This is a genomic window from Pseudarthrobacter sp. SSS035, from assembly GCF_023273875.1.
In the GTDB taxonomy this organism is placed as follows: Bacteria; Actinomycetota; Actinomycetes; order Actinomycetales; family Micrococcaceae; genus Arthrobacter.
On record NZ_CP096882.1, the window covers coordinates 1,370,389 to 1,396,534 of the forward strand.

At 65.7% G+C, this 26,146-nt stretch carries 24 protein-coding genes, 3 tRNA genes and 2 pseudogenes; 8 read left to right on the top strand and 21 right to left on the bottom strand.

Annotated elements, in window-relative coordinates:
- Positions 1–215 precede the first annotated feature (215 nt).
- A complete protein-coding gene (locus tag MUN23_RS06195; protein WP_248763023.1) occupies positions 216–1,022 on the top strand; it encodes an exodeoxyribonuclease III in 807 nt (268 codons plus the stop codon).
- Positions 1,023–1,056: 34 nt separating this feature from the next.
- A complete protein-coding gene (locus tag MUN23_RS06200; RefSeq protein ID WP_248763024.1) occupies positions 1,057–2,091 on the top strand; it encodes a hypothetical protein in 1,035 nt (344 codons plus the stop codon).
- 108 nt (positions 2,092–2,199) lie between these two features.
- Here MUN23_RS06200 and MUN23_RS06205 read toward each other — a convergent pair whose 3' ends face one another.
- The 5 genes and pseudogenes from MUN23_RS06205 to MUN23_RS06225 form a co-directional block, all read right to left on the bottom strand.
- Entirely contained in the window at positions 2,200–3,252 is a 1,053-nt protein-coding gene (locus MUN23_RS06205; RefSeq protein ID WP_248763025.1) for a LacI family DNA-binding transcriptional regulator, read from the bottom strand.
- A 140-nt stretch (positions 3,253–3,392) separates the two neighbouring features.
- Positions 3,393–3,644, bottom strand: a complete 252-nt coding sequence (locus tag MUN23_RS06210) for a hypothetical protein (RefSeq protein WP_248763026.1) — start codon at positions 3,642–3,644, stop codon at positions 3,393–3,395.
- On the bottom strand, positions 3,641–4,537 hold the full coding sequence (locus MUN23_RS06215; RefSeq protein WP_248763027.1) for a carbohydrate ABC transporter permease: 897 nt from the start codon (positions 4,535–4,537) through the stop codon (positions 3,641–3,643). The genes MUN23_RS06210 and MUN23_RS06215 overlap by 4 nt, the downstream gene beginning before the upstream one ends.
- Positions 4,534–5,568, bottom strand: a complete 1,035-nt coding sequence (locus MUN23_RS06220) for a carbohydrate ABC transporter permease (RefSeq protein WP_248763028.1) — start codon at positions 5,566–5,568, stop codon at positions 4,534–4,536. The genes MUN23_RS06215 and MUN23_RS06220 overlap by 4 nt, the downstream gene beginning before the upstream one ends.
- Before the next feature lie 7 nt (positions 5,569–5,575).
- Positions 5,576–6,855: pseudogene (locus tag MUN23_RS06225) on the bottom strand (ABC transporter substrate-binding protein).
- Positions 6,856–6,981: 126 nt separating this feature from the next.
- On the opposite strand from MUN23_RS06225, the pseudogene MUN23_RS06230 reads away from it, so the two are divergent.
- Positions 6,982–8,825: pseudogene (locus tag MUN23_RS06230) on the top strand (glycoside hydrolase family 13 protein).
- Between the two features lie 118 nt (positions 8,826–8,943).
- On the opposite strand, the gene MUN23_RS06235 reads toward MUN23_RS06230, so the two are convergent.
- From MUN23_RS06235 to MUN23_RS06290, 12 genes are all read right to left on the bottom strand, one after another.
- Positions 8,944–9,249 (bottom strand): hypothetical protein, encoded by a 306-nt coding sequence (locus MUN23_RS06235; protein ID WP_248763029.1) that lies wholly within the window; start codon positions 9,247–9,249, stop codon positions 8,944–8,946.
- A 105-nt stretch (positions 9,250–9,354) separates the two neighbouring features.
- Positions 9,355–9,966, bottom strand: a complete 612-nt coding sequence (locus MUN23_RS06240) for a hypothetical protein (RefSeq protein WP_248763030.1) — start codon at positions 9,964–9,966, stop codon at positions 9,355–9,357.
- The gene (locus MUN23_RS06245; protein ID WP_248764009.1) at positions 9,963–10,547 is read right to left on the bottom strand and encodes a DUF6286 domain-containing protein; all 585 of its coding nucleotides are present in this window, start codon (positions 10,545–10,547) and stop codon (positions 9,963–9,965) included. Before MUN23_RS06245 ends, MUN23_RS06240 begins: the two co-directional genes overlap by 4 nt.
- 71 nt (positions 10,548–10,618) lie before the next feature.
- Entirely contained in the window at positions 10,619–10,999 is a 381-nt protein-coding gene (locus tag MUN23_RS06250; protein ID WP_248763031.1) for a hypothetical protein, read from the bottom strand.
- Positions 10,996–11,187 (bottom strand): hypothetical protein, encoded by a 192-nt coding sequence (locus MUN23_RS06255; protein ID WP_248763032.1) that lies wholly within the window; start codon positions 11,185–11,187, stop codon positions 10,996–10,998. Before MUN23_RS06255 ends, MUN23_RS06250 begins: the two co-directional genes overlap by 4 nt.
- Positions 11,184–11,681 (bottom strand): Asp23/Gls24 family envelope stress response protein, encoded by a 498-nt coding sequence (locus MUN23_RS06260; RefSeq protein ID WP_248763033.1) that lies wholly within the window; start codon positions 11,679–11,681, stop codon positions 11,184–11,186. Before MUN23_RS06260 ends, MUN23_RS06255 begins: the two co-directional genes overlap by 4 nt.
- 71 nt (positions 11,682–11,752) lie before the next feature.
- The gene (locus tag MUN23_RS06265) at positions 11,753–13,435 is read right to left on the bottom strand and encodes a glycoside hydrolase family 32 protein (RefSeq protein WP_248763034.1); all 1,683 of its coding nucleotides are present in this window, start codon (positions 13,433–13,435) and stop codon (positions 11,753–11,755) included.
- Positions 13,436–13,555: 120 nt separating this feature from the next.
- Entirely contained in the window at positions 13,556–15,151 is a 1,596-nt protein-coding gene (locus MUN23_RS06270; protein ID WP_248763035.1) for a glycoside hydrolase family 68 protein, read from the bottom strand.
- A gap of 419 nt (positions 15,152–15,570) precedes the next feature.
- Positions 15,571–15,732, bottom strand: coding sequence for a GH32 C-terminal domain-containing protein (locus MUN23_RS06275; protein ID WP_248763036.1), 162 nt, complete (start codon positions 15,730–15,732; stop codon positions 15,571–15,573).
- 385 nt (positions 15,733–16,117) lie between these two features.
- Positions 16,118–16,193 (bottom strand) — tRNA-Phe (locus MUN23_RS06280).
- A 48-nt stretch (positions 16,194–16,241) separates the two neighbouring features.
- Positions 16,242–16,315 (bottom strand) — tRNA-Asp (locus MUN23_RS06285).
- Positions 16,316–16,405: 90 nt separating this feature from the next.
- Positions 16,406–16,478 (bottom strand) — tRNA-Glu (locus MUN23_RS06290).
- Positions 16,479–16,645: 167 nt separating this feature from the next.
- Here MUN23_RS06290 and MUN23_RS06295 point away from each other — a divergent pair.
- Together MUN23_RS06295 and MUN23_RS06300 are read left to right on the top strand one after the other, a co-directional pair.
- Positions 16,646–17,695 (top strand): PHP domain-containing protein, encoded by a 1,050-nt coding sequence (locus MUN23_RS06295; protein WP_248763037.1) that lies wholly within the window; start codon positions 16,646–16,648, stop codon positions 17,693–17,695.
- A 53-nt stretch (positions 17,696–17,748) separates the two neighbouring features.
- Positions 17,749–18,693 carry a DMT family transporter gene (locus MUN23_RS06300; RefSeq protein ID WP_248763038.1) on the top strand — a complete coding sequence of 315 codons (945 nt, stop codon included), beginning with the start codon at positions 17,749–17,751 and terminating at the stop codon, positions 18,691–18,693.
- A gap of 6 nt (positions 18,694–18,699) precedes the next feature.
- Here the strand turns inward: MUN23_RS06300 and MUN23_RS06305 are convergent, their stop codons facing one another.
- The gene (locus tag MUN23_RS06305; protein WP_248763039.1) at positions 18,700–19,326 is read right to left on the bottom strand and encodes a class I SAM-dependent methyltransferase; all 627 of its coding nucleotides are present in this window, start codon (positions 19,324–19,326) and stop codon (positions 18,700–18,702) included.
- Positions 19,327–19,398: 72 nt separating this feature from the next.
- Here MUN23_RS06305 and MUN23_RS06310 point away from each other — a divergent pair, with 72 nt between their 5' ends.
- The 3 genes from MUN23_RS06310 to MUN23_RS06320 all read left to right on the top strand — a co-directional run bounded on the left by MUN23_RS06310 (position 19,399) and on the right by MUN23_RS06320 (position 22,497).
- Positions 19,399–19,827 (top strand): metallopeptidase family protein, encoded by a 429-nt coding sequence (locus MUN23_RS06310; RefSeq protein ID WP_056348808.1) that lies wholly within the window; start codon positions 19,399–19,401, stop codon positions 19,825–19,827.
- Positions 19,828–19,837: 10 nt separating this feature from the next.
- Entirely contained in the window at positions 19,838–20,758 is a 921-nt protein-coding gene (locus tag MUN23_RS06315; RefSeq protein WP_248763040.1) for a cation diffusion facilitator family transporter, read from the top strand.
- A gap of 338 nt (positions 20,759–21,096) precedes the next feature.
- Positions 21,097–22,497: a C40 family peptidase gene (locus MUN23_RS06320; protein ID WP_248763041.1), complete on the top strand. Its 1,401-nt coding sequence runs from the start codon at positions 21,097–21,099 to the stop codon at positions 22,495–22,497.
- Positions 22,498–22,614: 117 nt separating this feature from the next.
- On the opposite strand, the gene MUN23_RS06325 is transcribed toward MUN23_RS06320, so the two are convergent.
- The 3 genes from MUN23_RS06325 to MUN23_RS06335 form a co-directional block, all read right to left on the bottom strand.
- Positions 22,615–23,421, bottom strand: a complete 807-nt coding sequence (locus MUN23_RS06325; protein ID WP_248764010.1) for an ABC transporter permease — start codon at positions 23,419–23,421, stop codon at positions 22,615–22,617.
- A 148-nt stretch (positions 23,422–23,569) separates the two neighbouring features.
- Positions 23,570–24,526, bottom strand: a complete 957-nt coding sequence (locus MUN23_RS06330; RefSeq protein WP_248764011.1) for an ABC transporter ATP-binding protein — start codon at positions 24,524–24,526, stop codon at positions 23,570–23,572.
- Positions 24,527–24,600: 74 nt separating this feature from the next.
- Positions 24,601–26,052, bottom strand: coding sequence for a hypothetical protein (locus tag MUN23_RS06335; RefSeq protein ID WP_248763042.1), 1,452 nt, complete (start codon positions 26,050–26,052; stop codon positions 24,601–24,603).
- Positions 26,053–26,146 lie beyond the last annotated feature (94 nt).

Below are 26,146 nucleotides of genomic sequence, written 5' to 3' on the forward strand. Positions count from 1 at the left end.
CCTACTAAATTCCAGACTGCCCCAAAAACCCTCGTGGCACACGCTGCCGCCGTCGTCGGCATTTGTTGCGGCACACCGTCCCGGGCCACTTTGACGTCGATCTGGACCCTCAAAACGCGATTCGACGGCGTGTCCGCGCCATAGTGCCCCGTCTTCGCAGGCACGTTCCAGCCACGGCAACGCCTCCGGGCAACAAGTTCGGTAAGTTAGGGACTGTGAAGATTGCTACCTGGAATGTGAACTCCCTCCGTGCCCGCGCCGACCGTGTGGAGGCCTGGCTGCAGCGCAGCGATTGCGACGTCCTGGCCATCCAGGAGACCAAATGCAAGGACGAAAACTTCCCCTGGGAACTGTTCGAACGCATGGGCTATGAGGTGGCCCACTTCGGTGTGAACCAGTGGAACGGCGTGGCCATCGCGTCCCGGGTAGGCCTGGAAGACGTCGAGCGCACCTTCCTGGACCAGCCTCCGTTCGGGAAAGAAGGCAAGGACCCCGTCCAGGAAGCCCGCGCCATGGCCGCGACCTGCGGCGGCGTCCGGGTCTGGAGCCTCTACGTGCCCAACGGCCGCTCCCTGGACGACGAACACATGCCGTACAAGATCAAGTGGCTTGAATCCCTGAAGACCCACGCCCAGGGCCTGGTGACCGCCGACCCGACAGCTCAGGTAGCCCTCATGGGTGACTGGAACATTGCGCCGTTCGACGACGACGTCTGGGACATCGACCTTTTCGTCAATAACAGGTACACCCATGTCAGCCCGCCGGAACGCGCGGCCTTCCACGCTTTCGAAGAGGCCGGATTCAAGGACGTGGCACGCGAGTACACGCCCGGTCCTGGCGTCTACACGTACTGGGATTACACCCAGCTGCGCTTCCCCAAAAAGGAGGGGATGCGCATTGACTTTGTCCTTGGCTCCCCCGCGTTGGCGGCCCGCGTCACGGGCGCGTCGATCGACCGCGAGGAACGCAAGGGCAAGGGCGCCTCGGACCACGCCCCCGTTCTGGTGGAACTGGCGGACTGATGGCTGCAGCCGGGGCCCAGGAAGGGAGCGCGTGATGACGGGAAACCTCTACCGGGGCCAGGCCGGGCTGCCGTTCTCCTCCACCCTGCGCGTCTACGAACCGCTGGAAGCCTTCCCGGAAGGACAGCGGGAGGCCATCCGGACCGCCGGTGCCCGCACAGCCTCCCGGGCCGCCGTCGAAAACGCCGAACTGCTGGCCTCGCTGGGCCGGATCACCCGCTCCGGCGGGGACCCCTTCCCCACCGGGCGGACGGATCTGGTCCGCGTCACCAGCATTCCCGGTGTACCCCCCGGGCGGACCCCGCAGCCAGGAACGTCCGACGCCGGTGCTGCCGCCGGCCCGGGTGGCGCTGCCGGCCCGGATGCCAAGGCTGGCTTGGGTGCCGAGTCAGGCTTGGGTACCGGGATAGGCGCCGGTTCCGGCCTTGGGCCTGACGCCGGGGGCGACAGTGGGCGTGACGCTGGGTCCGGGCGCGTCCTGCTGTACTGCCCCAGCCAGCTGGTCCTGCGCGCCGGCCTCGCCGCCAATGCCCTCATGGAAGGCATCCACGGCCCGCTGGCCGAAATGCTGATTCCGGAAGAGCAGCGGGACAAACACCAGGAACGCATTGACCAGGTCAAAGCCCGTGACGGCGCCATCCGTGTGCATACCCGCGCCTCCACGTGGGGCATCCCCTTCAGCTGGTTCTCGCTGTTTATGGAAGGCGACCACAAGGACGTCGTGGAATCGGGCGGGCGCATCCTCACCGTCAGGGTGTGGGCTCCCATCACCGAAGCCATGGAGCGGGCACGGTACGCCGTGGCCCACCTGGCGCTGGCGGCACCGGACCTGGACATGCTGGACGACCTCGCGCAGCTGACCGAATGGCTGGAGCTGTTCCACGTCAATTCCATGGTGGAACTCGACTACGGCGCCGTGGCGGACAAGGTGTACCCGGACGAGTCGCCCATGGACATCCGGCTGGGCATCGAATGCCTGGCAGAGGGCGACATGACAGGCGCCGCGGCGGCCTACCGCAGGCTGGCTTCCCGCTGGATTCCCATCCGGCAGCTCGCCCGCGCGTCCTGACCGCTTTTCCTGGACACGGCTTCTTCCTAGACACGGCTTCGCGACTGCGGCTTCCTGAACCCGGCGTCCTGGCCGCGGCATCCTGGCCGGATGCCACGCCGCGCCTCCTCAGGAAGGAGGCGGCGCCGTCGTACGCCTGATGATGAGCTGGTGGGGCGCGACGGCGGACCGGACCGCCCCGACCGTGCCGTCCAGTTCGTCGATGAGCATCTTGGTAGCCAGCTCGGCCTGTTCGTCGGGCCGTTGTCCCACGGTGGTCAGGCCCATCGCGTCGGCGAAATCGTGGTCATCGATCCCCACCACCGAGAGGTCCTCAGGGACCCGCACGCCTACGCGTGCTGCTTCGAAGATGACGCCCATGGCCATTTCGTCGGAGGCGCAAAAGATGGCGGTCGGCTTCGGGCCGGGCTGGGCCCAGAGGCGCCGGAACGCCTCTTGGCCGCTGAGGACCGTGAAATCGCCCCATTCGTCCCACTCGGGGCGGGTGGGCAGCCCCGCTCCTGCCATAACGTCCTTGAAAGCCAGGATCCGCACGCGGGGGACGTCGAAATTAAGGTCCGTTTCGTCGTCGCCGTGCAGGAGGGCAATGTCCCGGTGGCCGAGGTCGATCAGGTGCCGTACGGCGGTGGACGCTGCGGCGTAGTCGTCGATGCCGATGTACGCGCACTCCTCCACATGGCCGCCTACCACGATCAGCGGGATATCAATCTTTTGGAGGTGGTCAAGCTCGTCTTGGGTGAGGGCCATACAAAGGACAAGCAGGGCGTCAATCTGCTTGTAGACCATGGTTTTGCTGAACAGGCGTTCCCGGTTGCTGCCGTGTCCGCCCAGGTTGAAGAGGGAAAGATTGTAGTGGCGGGCGTGAAGTTCGCGGTCCGCGCCCTCAATGGCCTTGGAGAAGAACCAGCGGCTCACGAACGGAGCCAGCACGCCAATGGTCTTGGTGCGGCCGGTGGCCAGTCCGGAGGCTGAGGAGGAGGCGACGTAGCCCAGGGCCCCCGCCACCTCGAGGATCTTCTCCCGGGTGGCGGGCGAAACCCTGGGCAACCCGCGCACGGCCCGGGACACTGTGGCCGTGGACACCCCGGCGGCTGCTGCCACGTCTTCAATGCTGACGCCGCTGTGGCCGCCCCTTTGGGACCTCTCAGCCATCCGTGCCACCGTTTCCCCTCCGCGTTCCCTGCATGCATTCGCTTTACTTCCAGCAATGCCTCCACGCCATAGTATTTTGAGCCGCCCCCGCTTCGCAGTGTTACCTGCGCACCGACTGGCCACTCGCGGTTGGATCATTGGGGAGCGCGCTACCTCCGGTCCGGCAGCCGGCGGCGCAGCCGCACCATCCCGTAGACCGCCAAGAGCATGGCCAGCAGGCCAAGGGCCCACCAGAGCGCAGGCTGGCCTGTCACTTCCATCCATACTGTGACCACGAGCAGAACCACAGCCCAGAAGCCGAGGAACCCGATGATGATGTCAAAATCCTCGCCCGAACGCGCCAGCCGGCGTTCATTTCCCGCCCCTTTGGACTGCGGGGGTCGGGAAGCGCCCTTCGTCACTTAACCGCGCCGGCCGTCAGGCCGGCTACAATCTTGCGCTGGAAGACCAGCACCAGAATCACCAGGGGAATGGTGACGATGGTTCCGGCTGCCATGATCGCCGTGTACGGAATTTGCTGGGGTTGTGCCCCGGCAAAGTTTGCGATAGCGACCGTCACCGGCTGGGTGGCGTCACTGGACAGCTGGCTGGCAATCAGGAACTCATTCCAGGACGAAATGAAGGCCAGGATTGCCGTAGTGAAGATGGCCGGGGCAGCGAGCGGCATGATGACCTTCCGGAAGGCCTGGCCCTGCGTGCAGCCATCCACGCGTGCGGACTCCTCGAGTTCCCACGGCATTTCGCGGAAGAACGACGTCAAAGTGTAAACGGTCAGCGGAAGTACGAACGAAATGCTGGGGATGATCAGGGCCTGGTACGTCCCCATCCAGCCGATGTTGGTGAAGAGCTGGAACAGCGGGGTGATCAGGGCGACGCCCGGGAACATGGATGCTCCCAGAATGAAGCCCAGCACCAGGAACTTGAACCGGAAATTGAGTCGCGCCAGCGCATAGGCCGCAAACACGCCAATCAGCAGGGAAACAGCCGTAACAACAACGCCGATGAAAATACTGTTCAAGAGCGCTTGGCCGAACCTGTTGCCGAACGAGGTGTCGAAGGCCGTGACGAAGTTATCCAGCGTGACATGCGTCGGCAAGAGCGAAGTGTCGTAGGTGAAGCCCACCTCGCGAAACGCCGTCACTACCATCCAGTACGCCGGAGCGAGGCACCAGATCAGGATGACTGCCGCGCTGATGTACGTGCGGCCCTGCGCCCACTTCTCACGGTTTTGCGACGCTTTCCGCCCCTTGTCCTGCCGTGCACGCAGCTCAGTTGCTGCTGTTGACGTTGTCATTTCTTCCCCTTACTGCCGGCGCCGCTTTGCTCAACAACATTCGCACCGAGGAACCGGACGAAGATGAAAGCGACCAAGAAGATGATGATAAAGGTGATAGTCGACAGCGCCGCCGCAGCGTTGAACCCTTGCCTGATCTGATTGATCACCAGAATGGACAGCGTGGTGGTGTTATTGGCGCCTTCGGTGAGAATGTACGGCAGGTCGAACATGCGAAGCGCATCCAGCGTACGGAACAGGATGGCAACCATCAGGGCCGGCTTGACGAGCGGCAGTGTGATCATCCGGAACCGCTGCCAGGCACTGGCCCCGTCCACCTTGGCCGCTTCGTAGACCTCAGCGGGAATCATCTGAAGTCCGGCGAGGATGAGCAGCGCCATAAACGGCGTGGTCTTCCAGGTATCCGCGATGATGACCGCCCATTTGGCCGGCCATTCACTGCCCGTCCAGAGGATGGAGGCATTGAACATTTTGTTGGCGATACCTTCGAAATCGAAGATGAAGAGCCAGAGCTGGGCGGTGACGGCCGTGGGGATGGCCCACGGGACCAGCACCGCTGCGCGGACCAAGCTGCGTCCCCTGAAGGTGCGCGCCATGATCATGGCCATCCAGAAGCCGAGCACGGTTTCGAACGTTACTGTCACCACCGTAAAGAAGAAGGTGGTGGTGGTGGCGTTCCAGAACTGCGCACCCAGCGTGCCGGGAGGACAGGCCACCGTGCCGCCGGGGGCAGCACACTGCTGGGCAAGCCAGTTGACGTAATTCTGCAGTCCCGCGCTGCCACCCTCGGTGAACAGCCCGGTCACCGGGTCCAGCCCAGCGTCCTTTTGGAGTGACATCACGATGGCGCTGATGATCGGGTAAACGATCACAATACCTAGCGCAATGATGGTGGGGGCCAGCAGCCACGATGCCCATTTGCCCTGGCTCTTGAGCCTGTTGTCCTCGCCGACGCCCTTGGGCGCGTGATGAAGCTCGGTACCGCCCGACGCCGGTCCCTTGACCGGCGTCGGGCCCAATTCCGTTGCCATGGCTAGGCTACGATCCTGCGCCAGCGGACTCGATGGACTTCTGCATGTCAGACAGAGCCTGCTCAGCAGTCTTCTCGCCCTTCAGTGCAGCGTAGGAGTTCACCTGGATGGCCTCGGTCACTGCCGGGTAGAACGGCGTCACCGGACGGGGAACAGCGTTCTCGATGGAGGTTTTGAGAACAGGCAGGTAGGGGAGCTTAGCGACCAGCGCGGCATCGTCATACAGGGCACTCAGCACCGGGGCCAGTGAACCCTGAGTGGCGTAGAACTTCTGCGTCTCCTCCGAGGTGATGAATTTCAGGAAGTCCAGGGCTGTTGCCTTGTACTTGGAATACACGCTCACGCCCACATTGTGGCCGCCGAGGGACGAAGCGCCAGGGCCGTTCTTGCCGGGCAGGGCAGCCATGCCCAGCTTGTCCTTCACAACGGACGAGCCCTCGGTGGTGGCGAGGTTGTAGACGTAAGGCCAGTTGCGGTGGAAGAGCAGATTGCCGCCCTGGAACGCGCGGCGGCTTCCTCTTCCTGGTAGGTAATGGCCTCAGCCGGAATGTTGCCGTTCTTGAACGCTTCGGTCAGGTTTTCCAGGCCTTCCTTGGCCTCGGCTGTGTTCAGGCTGGGCTTCCCCTTGTCATCCAGGACGGAACCGCCGGCGGAGTTGATCGCCTCGGACGCGTTGACCGTCAGGCCTTCGTACTGCTTGAACTGCCCGGAGTAGCAGCCGATGTTGTTGGCCTTGGCGATGGAGCACATCTCCATCATCTCGTCCCACGTCTTGGGTGCAGTGGGCACCAGATCCTTGCGGTAGTAGAGGATGCCACCATCGGAGTTCTGCGGAGCGGCGTACAGGGTGTTGTTGTATGACGCGCCTTTTACCGTGGACTCAAGCATCTTCGACGTGTCGATCGCCATCTTGTCCTTGAGCGGCTGCAGCCAGCCCTTGGCGGCGAATTCCGCGGTCCACACGAGGTCTACGGATGCCACGTCGTAGTTGGCGTCCTTGGCCTGGAAGTGCTGAACGAGGTCGTCGTGCTGCTGGTCTGCCTGGTCGGTCTGCTCCTTAAAAGTGACCTTCTCATCAGGGTGCGCAGCGTTCCACTTTTCAATCAAAGGACGGACGACGTTGCTGTTGTCCTTGCCCTGTACGTAGGTGATGGGTCCACGGCCGTCGAGGTTGGCTTCGGCGTCGGTACCGCCCGTGGTCCCGCCGCCGCCGCCACCGGCACAGGCGGAGAGGGTCAGGGCCAAGATGGCAGTAGCTGCCGGAAGTAAGAATTTGCGGGTTTTCATTGCTTGAGGCTCCTCGCTGAGTGACAAGTATGTCGACAGTGCGCTTGATGTGGTGACCATCACACTAGTAACGTTGCAACGAGTTATGCAAGCGCTTACATCAAAACGTTATAGGAGAGGAACCAAATGTCCCACCCGTTCGTTCCCACCCCCGGTTCGAGTATCACGTCCTGGTGGGCCGGCGCTGTTGTGTACCAGATCTACCCACGTTCCTTCGCGGACGCGGATGGGGACGGAATGGGTGATCTCCGGGGGGTTACGGCCCGGCTGCCCTATGTCCAGCGGCTCGGCGTGGATGCCATCTGGCTGTCACCGTTCTACAAGTCTCCCCAGGCTGACGCCGGTTACGACGTTGCGGACTACCGCCAGGTGGACCCCCTTTTCGGGACCTTGGCTCACTTCGACGAAATGTTGCAGAATGCTCACGGTAGGGGGCTGAGGGTCATCGTTGACCTCGTCCCTAACCACACCTCGGACGAGCACGTGTGGTTCCAGGAGGCGCTGGCCTCCGTCCCCGGCTCCGCGCAGCGGGACCGCTACATGTTCCGGCAGGGCAAAGACGAGGTGCAAGGTTCCGGTGACGGCAACCTGGCCCCGAACAATTGGAAGTCGGTCTTCGGCGGGCCGGCCTGGAGCAGGGTCGCCGAAGCCGACGGCAGCCCCGGCGAATGGTACCTACACCTTTTCGACGCCAAACAGCCGGACCTGAACTGGGACAACGCCGAAGTCCAAGAGGAAATGCGTTCTGTGATGCGCTTCTGGCTGGAACGTGGAGTCGACGGCTTCCGCGTGGACGTTGCCCACGGCATGGTGAAGGAAGCGGGACTGCCGGACTGGGAAGGCGCGGTTGCCACGGTGGAAGGCACCGCTGAAGCGGCCCCAGTCAGACGGGATACGCCGCCGGGCGATGCCCCTGGAGCGCATACTGAAGCGCAGGAGCCCCACCGCGCAGTGTCGCCGCAGTACCCGCCGTCGCCATTTTTTGATCAGGACGGCGTGCACGACATCTACCGGGATTGGAACCGCCTGCTGGCTGCATACGAAGGCGATCGGATGATGGTCGCCGAAGCGTGGGTGGAACCAGCGGAACGACTGGCCCGGTATGTCCGTAAGGACGAAATGCAGCAGGCATTCAATTTCGACTTCCTGCTCGCCGGCTGGGACGCTGAGCGAATGGCCGAAGCCATCGAAGCTTCCCTCAACGCAGCGGCGTCGGTCGGAGCGCCGTCCACGTGGGTGTTGAGCAATCACGACACCGTCCGCCACAGCACCAGGTTCGGCCTGAAGGATCCCACCACATTCCCCAAGGGCGTTGGGGCCGATGATGAACAGCCTGACGCCGACCTGGGACTGCAGCGCGCACGAGCCGCCACCTGGTGTCCTTGGCGCTGCCCGGCTCCGCCTACATCTATCAGGGCGAGGAGCTTGGCCTTCCGGAGCACACCACCCTCCCGGACGAAGCACGGCAGGATCCCACGTTCTTCCGCACGAACGGTGTTGAAGTCGGCCGGGATGGCTCCCGGGTGCCGCTTCCCTGGAACGCAGACCAACCCGGTTACGGCTTCGCAGACGCCTTAAGTGCCGGCGTCGATAATGCAGCGCCCGACGGCGGCACAAATCGTCGCTTGCCCGCGGCACCTTGGCTGCCCCAGCCGGAGTCCTTCAGTGCCCTCGCAGCCGACCGACAGGATGGCGCAGCGGGTTCCACTCTGGAGCTATACCGATCGGCGCTGGCGTTCCGCTCTGCCCGCGGCTTGGGGTCCGGAACGTTCCAGTGGGCCTACTTACATCAGCCAACACAGGGTGTGCTGGCCTTCAATAACGGCAAAGTCCTGGTCCTCAGCAATCTGGGGTCAGCCGCGATACCTGTACCCGCTGAGTACACGGTTGCCCTGACCAGTGGCCCGCTGGCCAGTGACGACATGGCTGAAATACCGACGAACTGCACGGCCTATCTGACCGTCCAGTGATCTTCCCTGACGGCTGGGGGGTAAGGGCCCGCACGGGCCGGCCGGAAACCAAGGGCGCCGCGCTCCCCGGGGAGCGCGGCGCCCTTTAGGCATCGTGGGGCATACCCCATGGTTGAGCCTATTTGCCGCCCTTGAACAGACCGGCGATCTTCGCGCCAAAGCCCTTCACGTTCTCGGTCACGCTGCCGGCCAGTTCCTTGGCGTTTTCAGCAACATCGCCAGCGAGTTCCTTGGCATTCTCAGCCACGTCGCCGTCGAGGAACTCCTTGACGTTTTCTGCAGCTTCGCCCGCGAATTCCTTCACGTTCTCCGCAGCCTCGCCAGCGAACTCCTTCACGTTCTCCGCAGCCTCGCCAGCGAACTCCTTGGCCTTTTCTGCCGCGCCTTCGCTTGCCGCTCCGGTGCCAGTTACTTGCTCGCTCATGGTGTTCTCCTTGATTCCCCGGTTATTCCATCCGGACAGTGGTGGTGGCCCGTTGCCTGGCGATGTTCGCCGGCATCGGCACGAACCGATGTCCCCCGGATCACACTAACGGACGCGCTCAGCGCGGCTGAACCGTGTCCTGGCCCCGGCACCAATGTGAATCAGGACGGGTGTCTGTTTTCCCACCACTTGGTCCAAGGCGTCCACCAGGACAGAGACCTCGGCCGCAAGCAGATGCGGCGCCACACCCTGGCGCGGCTGGAGCCGGATTTTCAAGGCTGGGCTGCCCTGGACATCGTAGGTCGCCACCGTGGCACCCGCCAGATCGGGCCGTTCGGCCAAGGCGTGCTTCAACGCCTGCTCCGCCACTCCCCCGCTGATCCGGACATCCCCGGCTACTGTCCCGGGATCGTACTCGGCCACCAGCAAGTTGCTCCGGCCTTTGCCCTGCTGCGCGATCCAGGCAACCATCAGGCCGATCAGAACCACCAGCGCAAGCGCCGTCACAATCCACAGCCAGCTTTCCGGCCGGCCAGGGAAGCGGGTGCTGTCAAAGGCCTGGTTCAGGGCGCGCCAGCCTGATCCCGACCAGGCATGCCACCAGGTTCCCACGGGTGGAACGGTGGCCAGCAGAACGAGCAGGATGCCCACGGCGAGCAGCTTGAGGCCGAGGATGCCGAGCAGGATCCGGTTGAGGAGCGTGGGTGTGGCGGTCATGCTCCAATCACTCCTACGGTGGAAATGTTCACGCGGACGTCAGGTACCGGGACCAGTGACATCCCGCTGAGTTCGTCCTGGACCGCGGCCAGCACCGCCGCTTCCGCTACTGGAACCCCTGAGGTGGGGCGCACGTTGACGATAATCTGCCGCCGGGACACCACCACCATGACCTGTTCCGGGGTGACATTGGCAGCGAGCCGTGCGCTGCGTGCCAGGGCGGAGGCGATGACCTCGTCATCGACCACCACGGCGGACGAAGTTCCGGTGCCGTTCAGCGTGGTGCCGTTCAGCACGTGCCGGGCGCGTCTTCCCGGCAGGATGGCGTTGAGCAGGAAAAACAGCCCTACCATGGCTACTACGGCGCCGCTGGCACCGAGCAGCAACGGCGGGATACCCGCCGGAAGTGCAACGATGCGCTCCGCCGCCAGCTGCGGTTCGATCAGCCAGGCCGGCTGACCAATGGCGTGAACGGCCGCTTCGAGCAGCCCGTAACCGGCCAGCCCCATCACCAGGACGGCCGCGACCACGGCCACCGCTGCCCGCGAGGAATGGGTTTCCCGGTAGACGACCCTGCGCATATCGGGTTGCGGCTGGGCTCGGGCGCGGCTTGGTTGCCTCGAATCGAGGTCCCCGTCCACTGATCCTCCGCTCACTGGACCCGGCCTCCCTCGATCGGCTTAACGCCGCTGATGCGGATATCCACCCTGCTCAGGCTGGCGCCGCTGAGGGCCGTGACCGTCGAAAGGATCCTGGATTTGGCATCGACCGTTCGGTCCCAAATGGATCCGCCGAATGCGGCCACGCGGCCTGCGTCCCTGAGCACGGTGGCCAGGGGCGGGATCCTGATAGGTGACACCAGCGACAAAGCCAGCAGGCCGTCGTCGTCCGTCCAGTCCGCCCGGACATCATGGGGCTCCACACCGAGGGCCTCCGCGGCCGCTGTCCTGGCAAGGCTGGTCAGGGCCTGCGTGCTGATGCGGTTGTGTCCGCTCAGGACCCGCCCCTGGATGGATGGTGCGGCTGACGTCATGACGAGGAGCGCCGGCCGATGATGGCATCCAGGACGCCGCGCAGGTCCAGTTTCCCTTCCGCTGCGCGGCCCAGGAGGGCGCCGACGGCCATAAAGAGGAGCGAGACCAGGAAGCCCCACAGCCCGAACTGGAAGGACATAAACGCCACGAAGGCGCCCACGGCGATCCCCACAACGGTCAGATTCACAGCAGTGCCTCCCTCTCGGCGACGGCGACGGCAGTGGTTCCGACCTTCGCCGGCGGCGCCACATAGACATCGGTAATTTCGACGTTCACTTCAATGACCTGCAGGCCGACGAGTTCCTCGACCGCGCGGTAAACGGCTGATCTGACCTGATCGGCCAGCGAATGCAGGGGCGACCCGTAGGAGGCCACCAGGCTGATGTCCACCGCCACCTGCGTCTCACCGACCTCGGCACGGACGCCGGCAGCATGGTCCGAACTGCCGACGGCGTCCCGGATGGCCCCCAGCGCACGCGACGGAGCCGAGCCCAAAGAATAGACGCCGGGCACGGCACGGGCAGCGATGCCGGCAACTTTTGCCACGGCGGTCTCAGCGATCACGGTGCGGCCATGACCGGACACGGGCGCCTGGCTGGCGGCATGGTGGCTGGTAGCAGGCTGGCTGGCAGCTTGCTGGCGCTCGACGCCCGCATCGGGTTGTGGGTTCTGGTATTCCATCAGACAGTTCCCCTTCTGTTGTTCCCAACCCTATCCCCTGCGTGTGGGAACGCACGGGAATCCGTGGCGAGTCAGGCCAGCTTCCGGCCGGTCAGCGTAAATCCGGTCTTTCCGCCTTCGCTGAACACGGACGTGTCAGTGTTGGACCAGTCGGGCAGGAAGAGATCTGTGACAACTGTGCCACTTCCGGGGGCGAACACTTCCACCGAGGACGTATCGAGCAGGATCCGCAGCTTCAGTTTTCCGTCCACGAGCGGGACGCTCACCTGGTGGTAGGGGCTGAACTTGTCCGAAAAGTTTGAGGTCCCTGCCGCGGACCGGTCAACCGTCAGCGTGCCGGACTGCGCCTGGTAGCGGATCTGGAGCCCGCGCAGTTCGATTCCAGCCTCCGCAGCACCGTCCGGCGTCAGTTCAACATCCAGGAGTTGGGACCTGGAGGAGAAGTCCTCCCCCAGCGGCTTGCTTTCTTCGGCAACGGTGAGTTGCCGCTCGGAGGCAGCTCCGCTGGACAAAACTCCAGCGGGGGCAGCGGCGATGGACGAGCGCAAGACGGGCCTGCCGCCGTCGTCGTTACTGTTGCTGCTGCCGCCGCCGCCGGAGAGCGTCAGTTCGCGGGGAATTGCCATGGCGCCACGCCACGGGGTGGTGGGCATCTTCTGGGCGTAGTCCCAGTTCCCCATCCAGCCGAAGAGGACGGGCTTGCCGCCGGGGGCTCCGGAGATGGTGGTGGCGGCGTAGAAGTCCGCGCCGTAATCCACCCATTGGTGGTCCTGCAGCGGAGCGTCCGGACCGGCGGCACCCTCGGCGCGGAACGTCACGCCGTCGAACTCTCCCATGAAGTACTGTATGCCTGAGCCGCCGGCTATGCCCCCTGGGTTGATGCTGAGGAGCATGACCCAGCGCCGTTCGTTGGTCCCCTCCACGGGAACCTCCAGGAGTTCAGGCATTTCCCACAGTCCGCCCTGGGCGCCGACACCGGAGAAGTCGCTGAGGAAGTCCCAGTGCAGCAGGTCCTGGGATTTATAGAGCTTCACCACGTGGTCGTCGGCCACGACGGTGGTCATGATCCAATACTGCCCCGGCTCGTACCAGGTGACTTTGGGATCGCGGAAGTTCTGCGAAGAGGGTTGCAGATCCACCACCGGATTGTCCTGGTACTTCGTCCAAGTGCGGCCGTGGTCGAGGCTGTACGCGACGGACTGGGCCTGGGTGCCTTTGGGCAGCGGGGCGTTGTCCTTGTAGGCACTCGTATATAGGGCCACCATGGCCGGGTGGTCCTTGCTGCCCAGCCCCGAGGTGTTGTTCGTGTCCACCACGATCGAGCCGGAGAAGATTTCCTCGGTCTCCGTGGCCTCCATGGCCACCGGTTCTTCCGCCCAGTGCACCAGGTCGGTGCTGGTGGAGTGGCCCCAGGACATGTTGCCCCAGTCGTTGCCCTTGGGGTTGTACTGGTAGAACGCGTGGTAGGTGCCGTCTTCGTACACCAGGCCGTTGGGGTCATTCATCCAGTTCTTTGACGGCGTCAGGTGCGCCGCAGGACGCCAGGGATCGCCGGCCGACGGCGTTGCGGCACCTTGGGAGGAACCCTCAGGGGGGTGGCTCCCGGCGTCGGGATTCCCGTTCTGCGAATCAGGGGTGCAGCCGGCGGCCGTCACCGCCAGGAACAGGGCGACGACGGCGGAAACGGCCGGTCTGCTGGACCTGCGTCTGTCCGGGCTGCTCAGGTGAGGCCAGGAAGCGGTGAAGAAAAGCATGTGGATCCTAAAATTTGAGGCGGGGACGCCCGTGAATGTCACGGACGTCCCCGTTTACTGATTTCGCCCCCGTCAGGGGAGGTACTGGCTACTGCTTGTGCCGTTCACCGATAGTGCCGGTCACTTGTAGTGGCCGGCACCGCCAACGTTGAGGTTGGTGGGCAGGTAGCCGAACGGGCCAAGGCCGTTCTGGCCGAACGTGCGGTCAACTGCCGACACACCGTTGCGGAAGTTGATCTTCACGGTGGGTGACAGGGATCCGCCGCGGACACCGTTCACGTTGTCGATGAAGGACTGGACCAGTCCGCCCGGCTGCACGTAGTGCGAATAGGCCTGGAACTGGCGGCCGTTCTGGTTGGGGGTTGGCCTTTCCGGGGATTCGGACGGCAGGTTCAGGTCAGTCGGCGAGGCCAGGGCCAGGCCGCTGTTGTTCATCGGCTGGTAGTCGGAGCGCACACCGTCACCAACGAAGCCATAAACGCCGTCGGGGCCGCGCATTCCTGCCGCGTAGGTGAACTGGTGGCTGATGGTGAACAGGTAGTACTTGTTCTTGCCGCCTTCGTTCTGGATGAAGATCTGCGGGCGTTCGGTCTGGTCGTTGACGCAGTTCGCGGACAGGACCGGCGGCAGGAAGGACCACTTGGTCAGGTCCTTGTTGTCCGCCACGGCCAGGCCCACGTTGGCGGTCTGGTAGTAGGCGCCGGAGCTGTTGACCTCGTTGAGGTTCTCGGCGTTGGGGTCTCCCGGCTGGTAGCCGAGGTCCTCGGCCTTGCACTCGTATTCTCCACGAGTGCCGCCGGTGTTGCCTTCGAAGACCATGTAGGTCTTGCCGGGGTGTGCCGGGTCCTCGAACGTGTACGGATCGCGGAAGGCGAACCCGGGGTTCTGCGCCTTGTTCTGGTACATCTCGCCGTCCGGCTCAAGGAGCTTGGTGTGCGTGAAACCGTCAAAGGTGACGCCGTTTTGGTCGGCGTGGATGTTGCCGAGGGCCTTGGCAATGGCAGCGTCAGGGGCGATGCCGCCGCCGCCGGCGTTCCGCTCGGCCACGTCGTAGAACGTGGTGGCCGTGTAGAAGACGTTGACGTGGTTGCCCTGCATCAGGCGGGTAGAACCGGACCACTCGGTGTTGCCGATGGACGCGCCGTCAGCGAAGACGTGTCCGCCGTAGTTCCACTTGTCCGTGGCCGGGTCAGCGTTGGTCTTGCGGAAGAAGTAGCCGATCCGGGCGTTCCAGTGGCGCTGGTCGAAGCCGTAGCCCGCGTCACGGTCAGCCACGAGGGAGAAGATGACGTCCCAGCCCTTGTAGCTGATCTGGTTCGCGTTTTCGTCCGTGAGGGACCAGGTGTCCCAGACCCAGACGTCGTCATTCATGGTGGGGAAGTCTTCGGGGATCTCCGGCATGGTGACGTCCGGGCTCATGGAGTTCACGCCGGGAGCCACTGTGGAGTCGCTTTGGGCCATGATCTGCTTGGCGTCCGCGCGGGTCCACTTCGAGGTGAAGTCCGACGCCGGGTCATAGGCCTGCTGGCTGTGCGTGCTGGGCAGGGGGAAGCCCGGGGTGGGGGCCGGCATCTGCTGCGCGGCCGGCGGATCCGCCGGCTCGTTGGCCTGCGCTGAGGGAACGGCCAGGAAGACCGATGCCACTACAGCTGCAGCCAGTGCCGCGGCGGCAGGGCGCCACCGCAGCATCCGGACAGGTTGGGGGTGCTTGTGCATGTTTTGCTCTTCTCGCGGAGTTGAAACTATTCGTGGAAGACGGGCAGGTGCCCTGTTCCCCGAAACTCCGGCAGCCCCGACGACACAACAGGCGTCATCGAGGACGCCGTTGTGTCGAGGGGTACGGGGCTTGGGTAGGGCCCCGCTTCGGGGCCAGGAACGAGATCTCTTCCCTGGCCCGCCTCTACGCTAGGCAGCCGGCGAGGGCCTGCCAAACCATGTGTCCGTGGCCGAAACCGGCCGTGGACGCAACTTTGTGCAAGCGCTTACATTCCAGATTGCGCGCGCGTGCCACATCGGTTTGGCAGCGTCAAATGTTTCGGTTCGAATCTCTTTTGGTGAGAAGATTCACTCGCCGTTTGCTTGCTTTTCCTCATCGGTTGCTCCGTAACGGCCGTTTTGAAGCCCCAAAAGGGCTTCTACGGAGCAATGGATGGGGTGCCGGGCGGCAGCGGGTGGCCGTTGGCGAAAATCTCGACGGCGGAGCGGCCCACGAAGGCCCGAAGGTGGAGCTTGCCGCCGGGAAGCTTTGCCGGTCCGCTCCTCCGCGTCCACAGAATGGTCCAGGCAGGCTGGCTCATGACGCCGAACCAGCCTGCCTCCACCGCAATCCGGCCGGCGCAGCTGACGCGGCGTGTACGAATCTCCCGCGTACCGCCCGGTCCAGTACAGCGGGTGCCGGGGGTCACCGTCGTCCCACGCGGAGAAGACGAGCACATCGTCTTGAAGAACTTTCAGAACGCCGCGTGCTCGGCCTCGATGGTCAGGCGCCTCGTGCGGGCTTCCTTTATGATGCGCAAATTTCCTACCGCCACAGAAACGGCCTGACGACACGCGAATCCCGGTAGCGACAGGGTTTCTGCGGGTCGCAGGCGAGAGTGCGCGTCGCAGTCGGGAGGCAGCCTCGTCATCGATGATGGGGTTAAAGAAGAAAAGCACCAGTTCCGAAGAACTGATGCTTCCCAGTGGTGGCTCCGACCGGCGTCGATCCGGTGACCTTTCGATTTTCAGTCGAACGCTCTACCAACTGAGCTACAGAGCCTAGGTGACATGTCACCTTGACCGCCGGAATTTCTTCTGGCAATCAGAGCGACCCTGACGGGACTTGAACCCGCGACCTCCGCCGTGACAGGGCGGCGCGCTAACCAACTGCGCTACAGGGCCTTGATTTTCTTGCTTCGCGGCATCGCTACCGCTTTTTTCAAGGCTTCCAGCTTACCAGACGTTTTCAGCCTGCCAGACCAGTTCCTTGCGTACCCCCAACGGGATTCGAACCCGTGCCGCCGCCGTGAAAGGGCGGTGTCCTAGGCCGCTAGACGATGGGGGCCAGAACCCGTTCGGCACAAAATAAAAGGCTTCGAGCCTTGGCTCTCAGTCTTGTCTTTTGCAGTTGCTCCGAACTGGACTCTAAAACTATAGGGCCTCGGCGGGAATAACTCAAAATCGGCCCGCAGACCCCTGACCGAAGCGGCTGTAACACGCGAAGATGGACAGATGGATGCCGTCGCCGCGCTCAATGAAATTGCCTTCTGGTTGGAACGGGAACGCGCCGCCACCTTCAAGGTCCAGGCCTTCCGGAAGGCGGCCGGGATTATCGCCGCGCTTGACCCTTCCGAGGTGGCAGCCCGGGCCCGGGACGGCAGGCTCAAGAGCATGAAGGGCATCGGCGACAGGACCTACCAGGTGGTCCGGCAGGCAGTGGACGGTGAGGTGCCCGAGTACCTTGAGGATCTTCGCCAGCGCAGCGGGGCGCCTTTGGCGGACGGCGGGGCCGAGCTCCACGCAGCACTGCGCGGCGACCTCCACAGCCATAGCGACTGGTCCGACGGCGGCTCCCCCATCCAGCTCATGGCCGATGCCGCCCGGCTGCTGGGCCGCGAGTACCTGGCACTGACCGACCACTCCCCCAACCTGACCATCGCCAACGGGCTCAGCGCGGAGCGCCTGACCGAACAGCTCGACGTTGTGGCTGCGATCAACGACGCCTCCGGAGCTGACGGCAAAAAAGACCGATTCCGGCTCCTGACCGGCATAGAGGTGGACATCTTGGAATCCGGCGAACTGGACCAGTCGCCGGACATGCTGGACCGGCTGGATATTGTGGTGGCCAGCGTCCATTCGAAGCTTCGGGCGGACCGCGCCACCATGACCCAGCGGATGCTCCAGGGCATCCGGAACCCCCGCACCAACGTGCTGGGCCACTGCACCGGACGCCTGGTGGAGGGCTCGCGCGGAACCCGCCCGCAATCGGACTTCGACGCCAGCAAGGTGTTTGCCGCCTGCGCCGAAAACAACGTGGCCGTCGAGATCAACTCCCGCCCCGAGCGGCAGGACCCGCCGGATGACCTGATCCAGCTGGCCCTCGACGCCGGCTGCCTGTTCTCGATCGACAGCGACGCCCACGCTCCGGGCCAGCTCGACTTCCTCCAGTACGGGGCTGCCCGCGCCTCGCACAACAACGTTCCTGCGGAGCGCATTGTGACCACCTGGCCCCTGGAGCGGCTCCTGGAGTGGGCGGCCGGGGACTGGCAGAAACTCGACTAGACGTGACCGATTCCCGCCAGCTGCCGGCGTCGCCGCGGGGATAGATTGGCAGCATGGCTTCAAGCACCCCTCCCCGCGCCGCAACAACAACGCCGCTTCGCCCACCACCTGGCCGAACAAATGCGCTCGGCGTCGCCGCCGTGGTGGTCACCGTGGTGCTCTGGGCTTCGGCATTCGTGGGGATCCGGGCCATCGGCCCCACCTTCTCCCCGGGATCCCTGACCCTGGGCAGGCTGGCGGTTGCCGCCGTCGTGCTCGGTGCACTGGTGCTGCCGCAGCTGGCCAAGAGCAGAGTGCTGCCGCAAGGCCGCGAATGGTGGCCCATCCTGGGGTACGGCGTGATGTGGTTCGGCGGCTACAACGTGGCCCTGAACGCGGCGGAACACCTGCTGGACGCCGGGACCGCTGCACTGCTGATCAACGTCAACCCCATCCTCGTTGCCATTATGGCCGGTTTCTTCCTGAAGGAGGGCTTCCCGCGCTGGCTGATAATCGGCAGCCTGGTGGCGTTCGGCGGGGTGGCGCTGATCGCGCTCGGATCCGGCTCAGGTTCCGGGGAACGTTCGACGGCGGATGTGGCGGGCGTGCTGCTCTGCCTCCTTGCCGCTGTGCTCGCCGCCGTCAGCGTCATCATCCAGAAGCCGGTGTTGCGGAAATTCCCGGCGGGCCAGGCCACCTGGTTCGGCATCATGGTGGGGGCCGTCTGCTGCCTGCCCTTCAGCGGCCAGCTGGTGTCCGAACTGCAGTCGGCCCCGCTGCCGGCAACGCTGGGCCTGGTGTATCTGGGCGTCTTCCCCACCGCCATAGCGTTCACCACCTGGGCCTACGCGCTGTCCCTGATTGACGCCGGAAAACTGGCGGCCACCACCTATCTGGTGCCGGGCACCACCATCCTGATCTCCTGGCTGGTCCTCAGCGAAGTCCCCGCCGTGCTGGGCCTTGTGGGCGGGGTGGTCTGTCTGGTGGGTGTGGGCCTAACGCGCCGCAGGTCCCGGTAGGGGCTCTCAGGGTTCCGACCGCGGCACTGCGGTGCCCGCGATGATCGGCGTGGCCAGGGCAACAGCCGGAGCCTCCAACCTGCTGACTTCCGTGAATTCAAACCCGGCCTCGCCGATGGATGCCACCGTGTTCCGGTTGAGGTGGCAACCCGGCGCCACACAACGGCCCCACAGACCGTCCAGTCTGTCCTGCCAGCGGGCCGCACGGCCCTGCCCGCGGACATGTTCCAGCAGGGCGAGGGTACCTCCGGGTTTGAGCACCCTGCGGGCCTCCAACAGGGCAAGCCGCTGATCCGGCACCGAGCACAGCACCAGGGTGAACACAACGGCGTCAGCCGTGCCGTCCGGCAGCGGCAGGTGCTCCGCATCGGCGTCGGAAACCTCCACCGGAACGGGCGACTCCCCCAGACGTGCCCGCAATCTGGCCCGCATGTAGGGGTCCGGTTCCACGAGGATTACCCGGTCAGCGTGGCGGAAGTGCCGCAGGTTGGCCCCGGTGCCAGCGCCGACGTCCACCACGGTTCCCGCCAGCGGGGAGAGCAGCCGCGCCCGGCGCGGAGACAGCTCCCTGCGCTCTACAGAGGCCGATAAGGTGTCGTACATGGCGGCAAAAAGGCGATGGCGGACGGACATCCGGCTCCTCACAGGTGGTCAGCGATGGGATTCAGTATGCGCGCCAACCCGGCTGCGGACTAGAGTCTGCTTATGCCCGTCAACCTGCCGCCCGGCCTGCCCATCATCCCGGATGGCCCGCAAGAGTCCGGTCCGTTTGAGATGTCCGCTGACGATTTCGAAGCCGCCGTCACGGATGCCCTGGGCCTGATCCCCGCCAAGCTTGCGGCCGCCATGGACAACGTGGCGGTGTTTGTCGAGGACGACTACGTGCCCGGCCCGGGCGAGGACCCGGACACCGTTCTGCTGGGCCTCTACGAGGGTGTTCCCTTGACGGAGCGGGATTCATGGTGGGATGCCGGTTCACTGCCGGACCGGATCACCATCTTCCGCCAACCCATTCTGGACATCTGCGGGTCCCGCGACGAGGTGATCCAGGAAGTGGCCGTGACTGTGGTCCACGAGATCGCCCACCACTTCGGCATCGATGACCGGCGGCTGCACGAGCTCGGCTGGGACTAGCCTTGTAGGCATGGGACACGACCACAGCCACACACACGGGATCACGGCAACAGGCCGGCACCGCAAACGGCTCATCGCCGTCCTGGCCATCACCCTGGCGGTGGTGGTGGTCCAGGTGATCGGCGCGGCACTGTCCGGATCATTGGCCCTGCTGGCTGATGCCGGCCACATGCTCTCCGACGCGGCAGGCGTGACCATCGCGCTCCTGGCTGCCTGGATCGCCGGACGCCCGGCGAGTGACCAGCGGACCTACGGCTACCAGCGTGCCGAGGTCCTGGCCGCTCTGGCCAACGCGCTGATCCTGATTGTTATCTCCGTGGTCATCTTCACCGAGGCCATCCGCCGGATCGGCTCCGCGCCCGAGGTCCGCACCGACATCATGCTCTTCGCCGCCATCCTGGGCGCGGTGGCCAATCTGGTTTCGCTGCTCATCCTGCGCGGCGCCCACCAGGACAGCCTGAACGTCCGGGGCGCCTACCTTGAGGTGCTGGGCGACCTGCTGGGCTCAGTCGCCGTCATCGTTGCTGCCCTGGTCATCATGTTCACCGGCTACCAGGCCGCCGACACGATCGCCTCCGTGCTCATCGCCATCATGATCCTGCCGCGGGCCTGGAGCCTGCTGCGGGATGTGGTGGACGTCCTTCTGGAGGCAACCCCCAAAGGCGTGGAGGTGCAGATGATCCGCGAACACATCCTCAGCGTTGACGGAGTGGTTGACGTCCATGACATCCATATCTGGACCATCACGTCCGGCGTGCCGGTGTTTTCGGCCCACGTGGTGGTGGAGGACGGCGTCCTGAATGCCCGCGGCGCCGACCAGCTCCTGGACAAGCTCACCACCTGCCTGGGCTCCCACTTTGACACCGAGCACTGCACTTTCCAGCTGGAACCCGCCAGCCACTCTGAGCACGAATCGCGCCAGCACGCATAGCAGGACTCCCAGTAGGACGACGACGGCGGCGTGGCAGCCGCGTGGGCGGCGCGGCGGAGCCCGCGGAGCCCGCGGAGCCCGCGGAGCCCGCGGAGCCCGCGGAGCCCTAGCCACTTGGCCGGGAGAGATCTGTCCTGCGGAGCGGGAGCCGATTCCGCGACACGCCGGATACAGATGCGCCGGAATCGCACTCTTGTTGATTATGTTATTGATGTGACCAGTGTTGCCAAAGTGCACACGCTCACGTAGCCTCGGACTGCTGGGAGATCAGCAGAGGGGCTCCTTGTGCCGCCACCAGACCTCGCTCCCCCAGCCTTACTGCGTGCGAGGTTCTGCGAATGGGTTTGACCGGATCCGGCCTGAAGGCCGCCGTACTGTGCACCGCCGTCGTACTTTTCGGCACGACCCTCCCCGCCCAGGCAGCGCCGCTACCGCAGGCTCCAACAGTCCAGCGTCCGGCGTCGCCGGAACTTCCCACCCCGGAGGACATCGCCACAGCCAAGGCGAGTGAACGCGCGACGGCGGATCAGGTCGCCATCATCGAGCGCCTCCTCGCAGACGCCACCAGCGCCCAGCAAGCCACGTTTGCCTTGTCGCTGCAAGCCAACAACGCCTACGGCGAAGCCTTGGTGGAACTGCAGGACCGCAGGATGACGGCGGAAGCGGCCACGGCAAAGGCCACCGCTGCGACCAACGAGCAGGACAGGACCCGGAAGCAGGTAGGCCAGCTCGCCGGCGACCTCTACCGCAACGGCGGGCTGAACCCGACGCTGGGCACCTTCGTCAGCGGCAATGCCGAAGCTTTGCACCAGGCCGCAACGCTGGAAGCCATTTCGGCCAGCCGGAGCCGCGCCTTCGAAGCGGCCGCATCCGCAGCGTCCGCGGCGCAGTCCCTGACGGCGGCCGCCGACGACGCCAACCGGGCCGCCGATGACGCCGCCCAGAAGGCCGAAGCCCGCAAGGAAGAGGCCGAACAAGCCAACGCCACCCAGGCCAAGGCCGTAGCCGAAGCCGCGGCGCAGCGGACAATCCTCGTGGATCAGCTCGCCCAGCTGCGGAACACCACTGTTGCCCTCGAATCGGCTCGCATTGACGCCTTGGACCGGCAGCGCGAGGAGGCGAGGCTCGCCGAACTGACTGCGGCTGCTGATCGGGCTGCGGCCCAAGCAGCGCCAGACCGGCCCGCAGCCGGACCGGCCGCTGGCGGGAACCTGCCGGCCGCACCGGCTCCCGCTCCAGTTCCAGCGCCGGCGCCGGCGCCAGCTCCCGCGCCTGCACCGGCTCCGGCTCCGGCCCCGGCCCCGGAGCCTGCACCAGCACCAGCCCCGGCTCCAGCACCCGCGCCTGCTCCAGCCCCATCGCCGGGCGGTTCCAATGAGACTGCCATCTCCGTGGCGATGTCCAAGGTGGGGGCGCCGTACTTCTACCAGTACGGTGGCACGGGCCCCAACGGCTTTGACTGCTCCGGCCTCGTGCAAACAGCCTTCGCCGCCGCCGGCAAGTACCTGCCGCGCACGGCTTCGCAGCAGTACGCGGCAGCTCCCGTTCACGTGCCGATCTCCCAGGCACGGCGCGGCGACCTGCTGGTCTGGGGCTCAGCGCCGGGCTTCTATCACGTTGCCATCTACCTGGGGAACGGCCAGGTGGTGCAGGCGCTGAACCCGGACGAGGGCATCGGCGTGACCCAGTTGAGCTGGATGGCCGGGATGCAGCTCCACCCCTATGCAGCCCGCTACTGACCGGGCAGGGCTCCTGTCCTAGGCTCCGGCCCGGATACCAGGCGCAGCGCTCCAGTCTCAGGGAGGAATGGTCCCAGGGAGGAAAGCGCAGTGCATCCAGGCCCAGGGCATTCAGGCTCAGGACAGAACGTCCTTGGTGACGAAGCGGCCATAGGCGAGCGCCCCGAAGACGGCGATGTAGCCCGCCTGCAGCAGCGCGTTGCTGGCAAAAGAGTCCCACAGCACCGGTTGGCGCAGGACGTCCGCGAAGCCGAACCAGTAGTGCGTAAACAGCCAAGGGTGCAGCCATTCCAGCTGCGGCAGCTGGTCCAGGACCTGCGAGACCACTGACAGCACCACAGTGGCGGCCATGGCGCCGACCGGGACCACCGTCAAGGTGGACAGGAACAGGCCGATCGCCGAGAGTCCGGCCAGGGATACCGCAAGGTAGGCAGCAATCAGGACCAGCCGCAGCGCAGCCTCGGGTGGCTGGACGACGTCGCCGGACAGGAGGGTCACAGGCCCAACAGGGAACAGCGAAGCTCCGATCGCCGCCCCGGCCAGCGCAACGGTGACGGGAGCGGCCAGGCAGAACGCCAGCGCCCCGGCGTACTTCACCAGCAGCAGGCGAACCCGCCCGGCGGGCGCCACCAACAGGTAGCGCAGCGTGCCCAGGCTCGCCTCGCCGGCGATGGTATCGCCCGCCACCACGCCAATGGTCAGCGGAAGAAAGAGCGGCACGGAGACGAGCATCGCCGTGACGGCCACAAACAGCCCGTTCTGGCTGATCCGGTCCAGGAACGCCGGTCCCCTTACGGGCGGAACGGATGACGAGAGCCGGACGGCGACGGCGATCAGCACCGGTATCGCGGCAAGCGCCAGCAGCATGGCCGCGGTCCGGCGACGCCGGAACAGCGTCTTCAGCTCAGACGCCAGCAGTGACAGGCTCGACGGCGCGCCCGAAGCGCTACTGAGCCCGGAACCGCTGCGGGCATCGGAACCACTGCTGGTTTCAGAACCGCTGCTCGTCTCGGAACCTCTGCTCGTCTCAGGAACACTGCTGGCTGAAGGGAACCCACGGGCGTCGGAAGCACTATTGGGCAATGTCGAACCCCTCCCCCGTCAGCGCCACAAAGCGCTCCTCCAGGCTCTCCCGCTCAACGGAAAAGCCCCGGACCCGCACCCCGGCCGCCACGAGCTCCGCCACAATGTCCTCCGGGGCCGCCAGCCGCGACGCAGCGGCGACGGCGGTCAGCACGTCCCCGTCAGGTTCTGGCGTTCCGGCCTCAGGGCTTCTCTCCGGGGGCATGCCCAACCGCAGCAGGACCTCACTGGCCGTCCCGGCGTCGGGCGTTAACAGGCGGATCCGGGTCTCACCGGCCTGGCGGAGCTCCGCCAGCGGCCCCTGGGCCACCAGTCGCCCGGCGCTCATGATGGCCGCGTGTGTGCAGATCTGTTCCACTTCTGCGAGGAGGTGGCTGGAGACGAAGACGGTGGCGCCGTCGGCGGCCAGCGACCGGACCAGGCTCCGCACTTCCCGGGTTCCCTGCGGGTCCAGTCCGTTGGTGGGCTCATCGAGCACCAGCAGTTCCCGCGGCGACAGCAGCGCGTTGGCGATCCCCAGCCGCTGCTTCATGCCCAGGGAGTAGGCGTGGACCCGCTTGCCGGCGGCGTGTGAGAGGCCCACGCGCTCAAGCGCGGCAGCAACGCGGGCGGTCCGGGTAGCGGGCGCCGCATGCCGGCCGGCGGCATCCAGGCGGTGCAGGTTGGCGGTGCCGGAAAGGAACGGATAAAACGCCGGCCCCTCCACCAGCGCACCGACGCGCGGCAGGACCTCATGCAGCCGCTGCGGCATCTGCAGGCCCAGGACGCTGACGGTTCCGGCCGACGCCGCGGCAAGGCCCAGCAGCATCCGGATGGTGGTGGTTTTGCCGGAACCGTTGGGGCCCAGGAACCCGAACACGGCGCCGTGGGGAACGGCGAGGTCCACGTTGTCGACCGCCAGCTGGTGGCCGAAACGCTTGGTCAGGCCTTGGGTCTCGATAGTCAGCCCGGCTGTCCCATTCCCTGGGGAAGGGGTCCGGGCGGCGGCTATCCCGGCGGCAGCCGTCCCCCCGGCCGCGGTCACGCCGCGCCGGCGGCGGCCTGCAGCCGCTCCGCCGGGACCATCCCCACAAAGATCCTGCCGTCGTCGGTCAGGAGGACGTTGACCAGCGCCGTGGACAGGAGCCGTCCGCCAGGAACGACGACGGCGGCCTGGGACAGGAGCGGATCCTTCAGCAAGGATTCAGTCAAGGCAGCCCCTTGCCCGCCGGGTGCCGCGGGGAACCCGATCACCGTTTCCCAGCCCTTGCCGGTCACCGTTGGCCGGGGTACGTCGCGGTGCCGCAGGCTGGCGTCGCTGCCGGGAATCTTGTCCGGGGCGGGGAGCTGTTCCAGCGGGGCGGTGGGCTGGTCCAGCGGAACCGCGTCCGGAGGAACCTGGTCCGGCGCGGTGGGCTGGTCCGGCGCGGTGGGCTGGTCCGGGGCCGTGGGCTGGTCCGGGCCGCTGTCTGGAACCACGCCGGGCGTAATCCCACCGGGACTGGGCGGGAGGGCTGGCATGCCGGGCATATACGGGACCGGCGGCACTGGCAGCTCTTTGACAGTGGCGCCCGGCGGGGCAACAAACGTAAACACGGAGTCGTCCGGAGCCGCCAGGGACAGGCTGGTGAAGCCGACCTCAAAAGCCGGTTCCGCCTGGCCGCGTGCCATCACAGTTACCCGCAGCGGCATTCCTGTCTCGCCGTCGACGGCGATGGCAACTTTCTCAAGCAGTGTTCCCTGCGTCCTTGGCGCCAGTGCCAGGCTGTAGGCGGACCGGCCGGCGACTTCGACGTCCGGACCCACCGTCACCTCGGTGGAACTGTCCACGACGGCGAGGAACTTCCGGGCCAGGTCCTCGGGGGTGGGCGGTACTGGTGGGCCGGGCAGGATGTCGCCGGGCAGGATGGGCATAGGCAGAACGGGCGCGGGCAGGTCCCGGCCCGGCAGGTCGCCAGGCAGTGCGGGAGGTTCAGGCAGTGCGGGAGGTTCAGGCAGTGCGGGAGGTTCAGGCAGTGCGGGAACTCCTGGCACAGGCAGCGGCAGGTCGCTGGCGAACGCCGGCAGTGCCAGGTGGGAGGCGCTGTTGTCCTTGGAGTTGTAGAACCACACGTCGTTGTCGCGCCGGATGACGTCCCGTTCGGCGAGCCGGTCCATCACTTGGACCCGCATCTTGGTTGGCCCGTCCATAAAGATCCGGGCGGTGTGCTGACCGGTCAGGAACTCCAGGACCGACGCGGCCCCGCCGGCCGACACCGGTCCGGAACTGGGACCGGCGGCCGGCAGTTCGGGCAGGCCCAACTCGGCGGACTGCTGGACAGTTCCGGAGAATGACTTGGTGTTGTGCTGGCCCAGGAGGGTCAGGACCTCAGCCGGAGACTTTTGTGGCAGCGGATCGCCGGCCCGCGCCGGAATGGATCCCACCAACACACCGGCGGCGATCACTGCAGGTACGGCTGCGGCAGGCACCCAGCGCAGCCATGCGCGGTTCATGCCAGCCCTGCTTCATCCTTGGAGCCCATACTTCAGGTTACGCCTGGGGACCGCCGCCGCACACGTCCCTTCTGGAAGTCATGCCGAGGGGCAC

Bases quoted from the DNA above. Each gene is read 5' to 3' on its own strand.
- MUN23_RS06275 (WP_248763036.1), bottom strand. From the start codon at position 15,732: ATGAGCCAGCCTGCCTGGACCATTCTGTGGACGCGGAGGAGCGGACCG.
- MUN23_RS06215 (WP_248763027.1), bottom strand. From the start codon at position 4,537: ATGACAACGTCAACAGCAGCAACTGAGCTGCGTGCACGGCAGGACAAG.
- MUN23_RS06310 (WP_056348808.1), top strand. From the start codon at position 19,399: ATGCCCGTCAACCTGCCGCCCGGCCTGCCCATCATCCCGGATGGCCCG.
- MUN23_RS06315 (WP_248763040.1), top strand. From the start codon at position 19,838: ATGGGACACGACCACAGCCACACACACGGGATCACGGCAACAGGCCGG.
- MUN23_RS06250 (WP_248763031.1), bottom strand. From the start codon at position 10,999: ATGACGTCAGCCGCACCATCCATCCAGGGGCGGGTCCTGAGCGGACAC.
- MUN23_RS06260 (WP_248763033.1), bottom strand. From the start codon at position 11,681: ATGGAATACCAGAACCCACAACCCGATGCGGGCGTCGAGCGCCAGCAA.
- MUN23_RS06235 (WP_248763029.1), bottom strand. From the start codon at position 9,249: ATGAGCGAGCAAGTAACTGGCACCGGAGCGGCAAGCGAAGGCGCGGCA.
- MUN23_RS06265 (WP_248763034.1), bottom strand. From the start codon at position 13,435: ATGCTTTTCTTCACCGCTTCCTGGCCTCACCTGAGCAGCCCGGACAGA.
- MUN23_RS06320 (WP_248763041.1), top strand. From the start codon at position 21,097: ATGGGTTTGACCGGATCCGGCCTGAAGGCCGCCGTACTGTGCACCGCC.
- MUN23_RS06240 (WP_248763030.1), bottom strand. From the start codon at position 9,966: ATGACCGCCACACCCACGCTCCTCAACCGGATCCTGCTCGGCATCCTC.
- MUN23_RS06295 (WP_248763037.1), top strand. From the start codon at position 16,646: ATGGATGCCGTCGCCGCGCTCAATGAAATTGCCTTCTGGTTGGAACGG.
- MUN23_RS06245 (WP_248764009.1), bottom strand. From the start codon at position 10,547: ATGCGCAGGGTCGTCTACCGGGAAACCCATTCCTCGCGGGCAGCGGTG.
- MUN23_RS06335 (WP_248763042.1), bottom strand. From the start codon at position 26,052: ATGAACCGCGCATGGCTGCGCTGGGTGCCTGCCGCAGCCGTACCTGCA.
- MUN23_RS06200 (WP_248763024.1), top strand. From the start codon at position 1,057: ATGACGGGAAACCTCTACCGGGGCCAGGCCGGGCTGCCGTTCTCCTCC.
- MUN23_RS06270 (WP_248763035.1), bottom strand. From the start codon at position 15,151: ATGCACAAGCACCCCCAACCTGTCCGGATGCTGCGGTGGCGCCCTGCC.
- MUN23_RS06300 (WP_248763038.1), top strand. From the start codon at position 17,749: ATGGCTTCAAGCACCCCTCCCCGCGCCGCAACAACAACGCCGCTTCGC.
- MUN23_RS06220 (WP_248763028.1), bottom strand. From the start codon at position 5,568: ATGGCAACGGAATTGGGCCCGACGCCGGTCAAGGGACCGGCGTCGGGC.
- MUN23_RS06305 (WP_248763039.1), bottom strand. From the start codon at position 19,326: ATGTCCGTCCGCCATCGCCTTTTTGCCGCCATGTACGACACCTTATCG.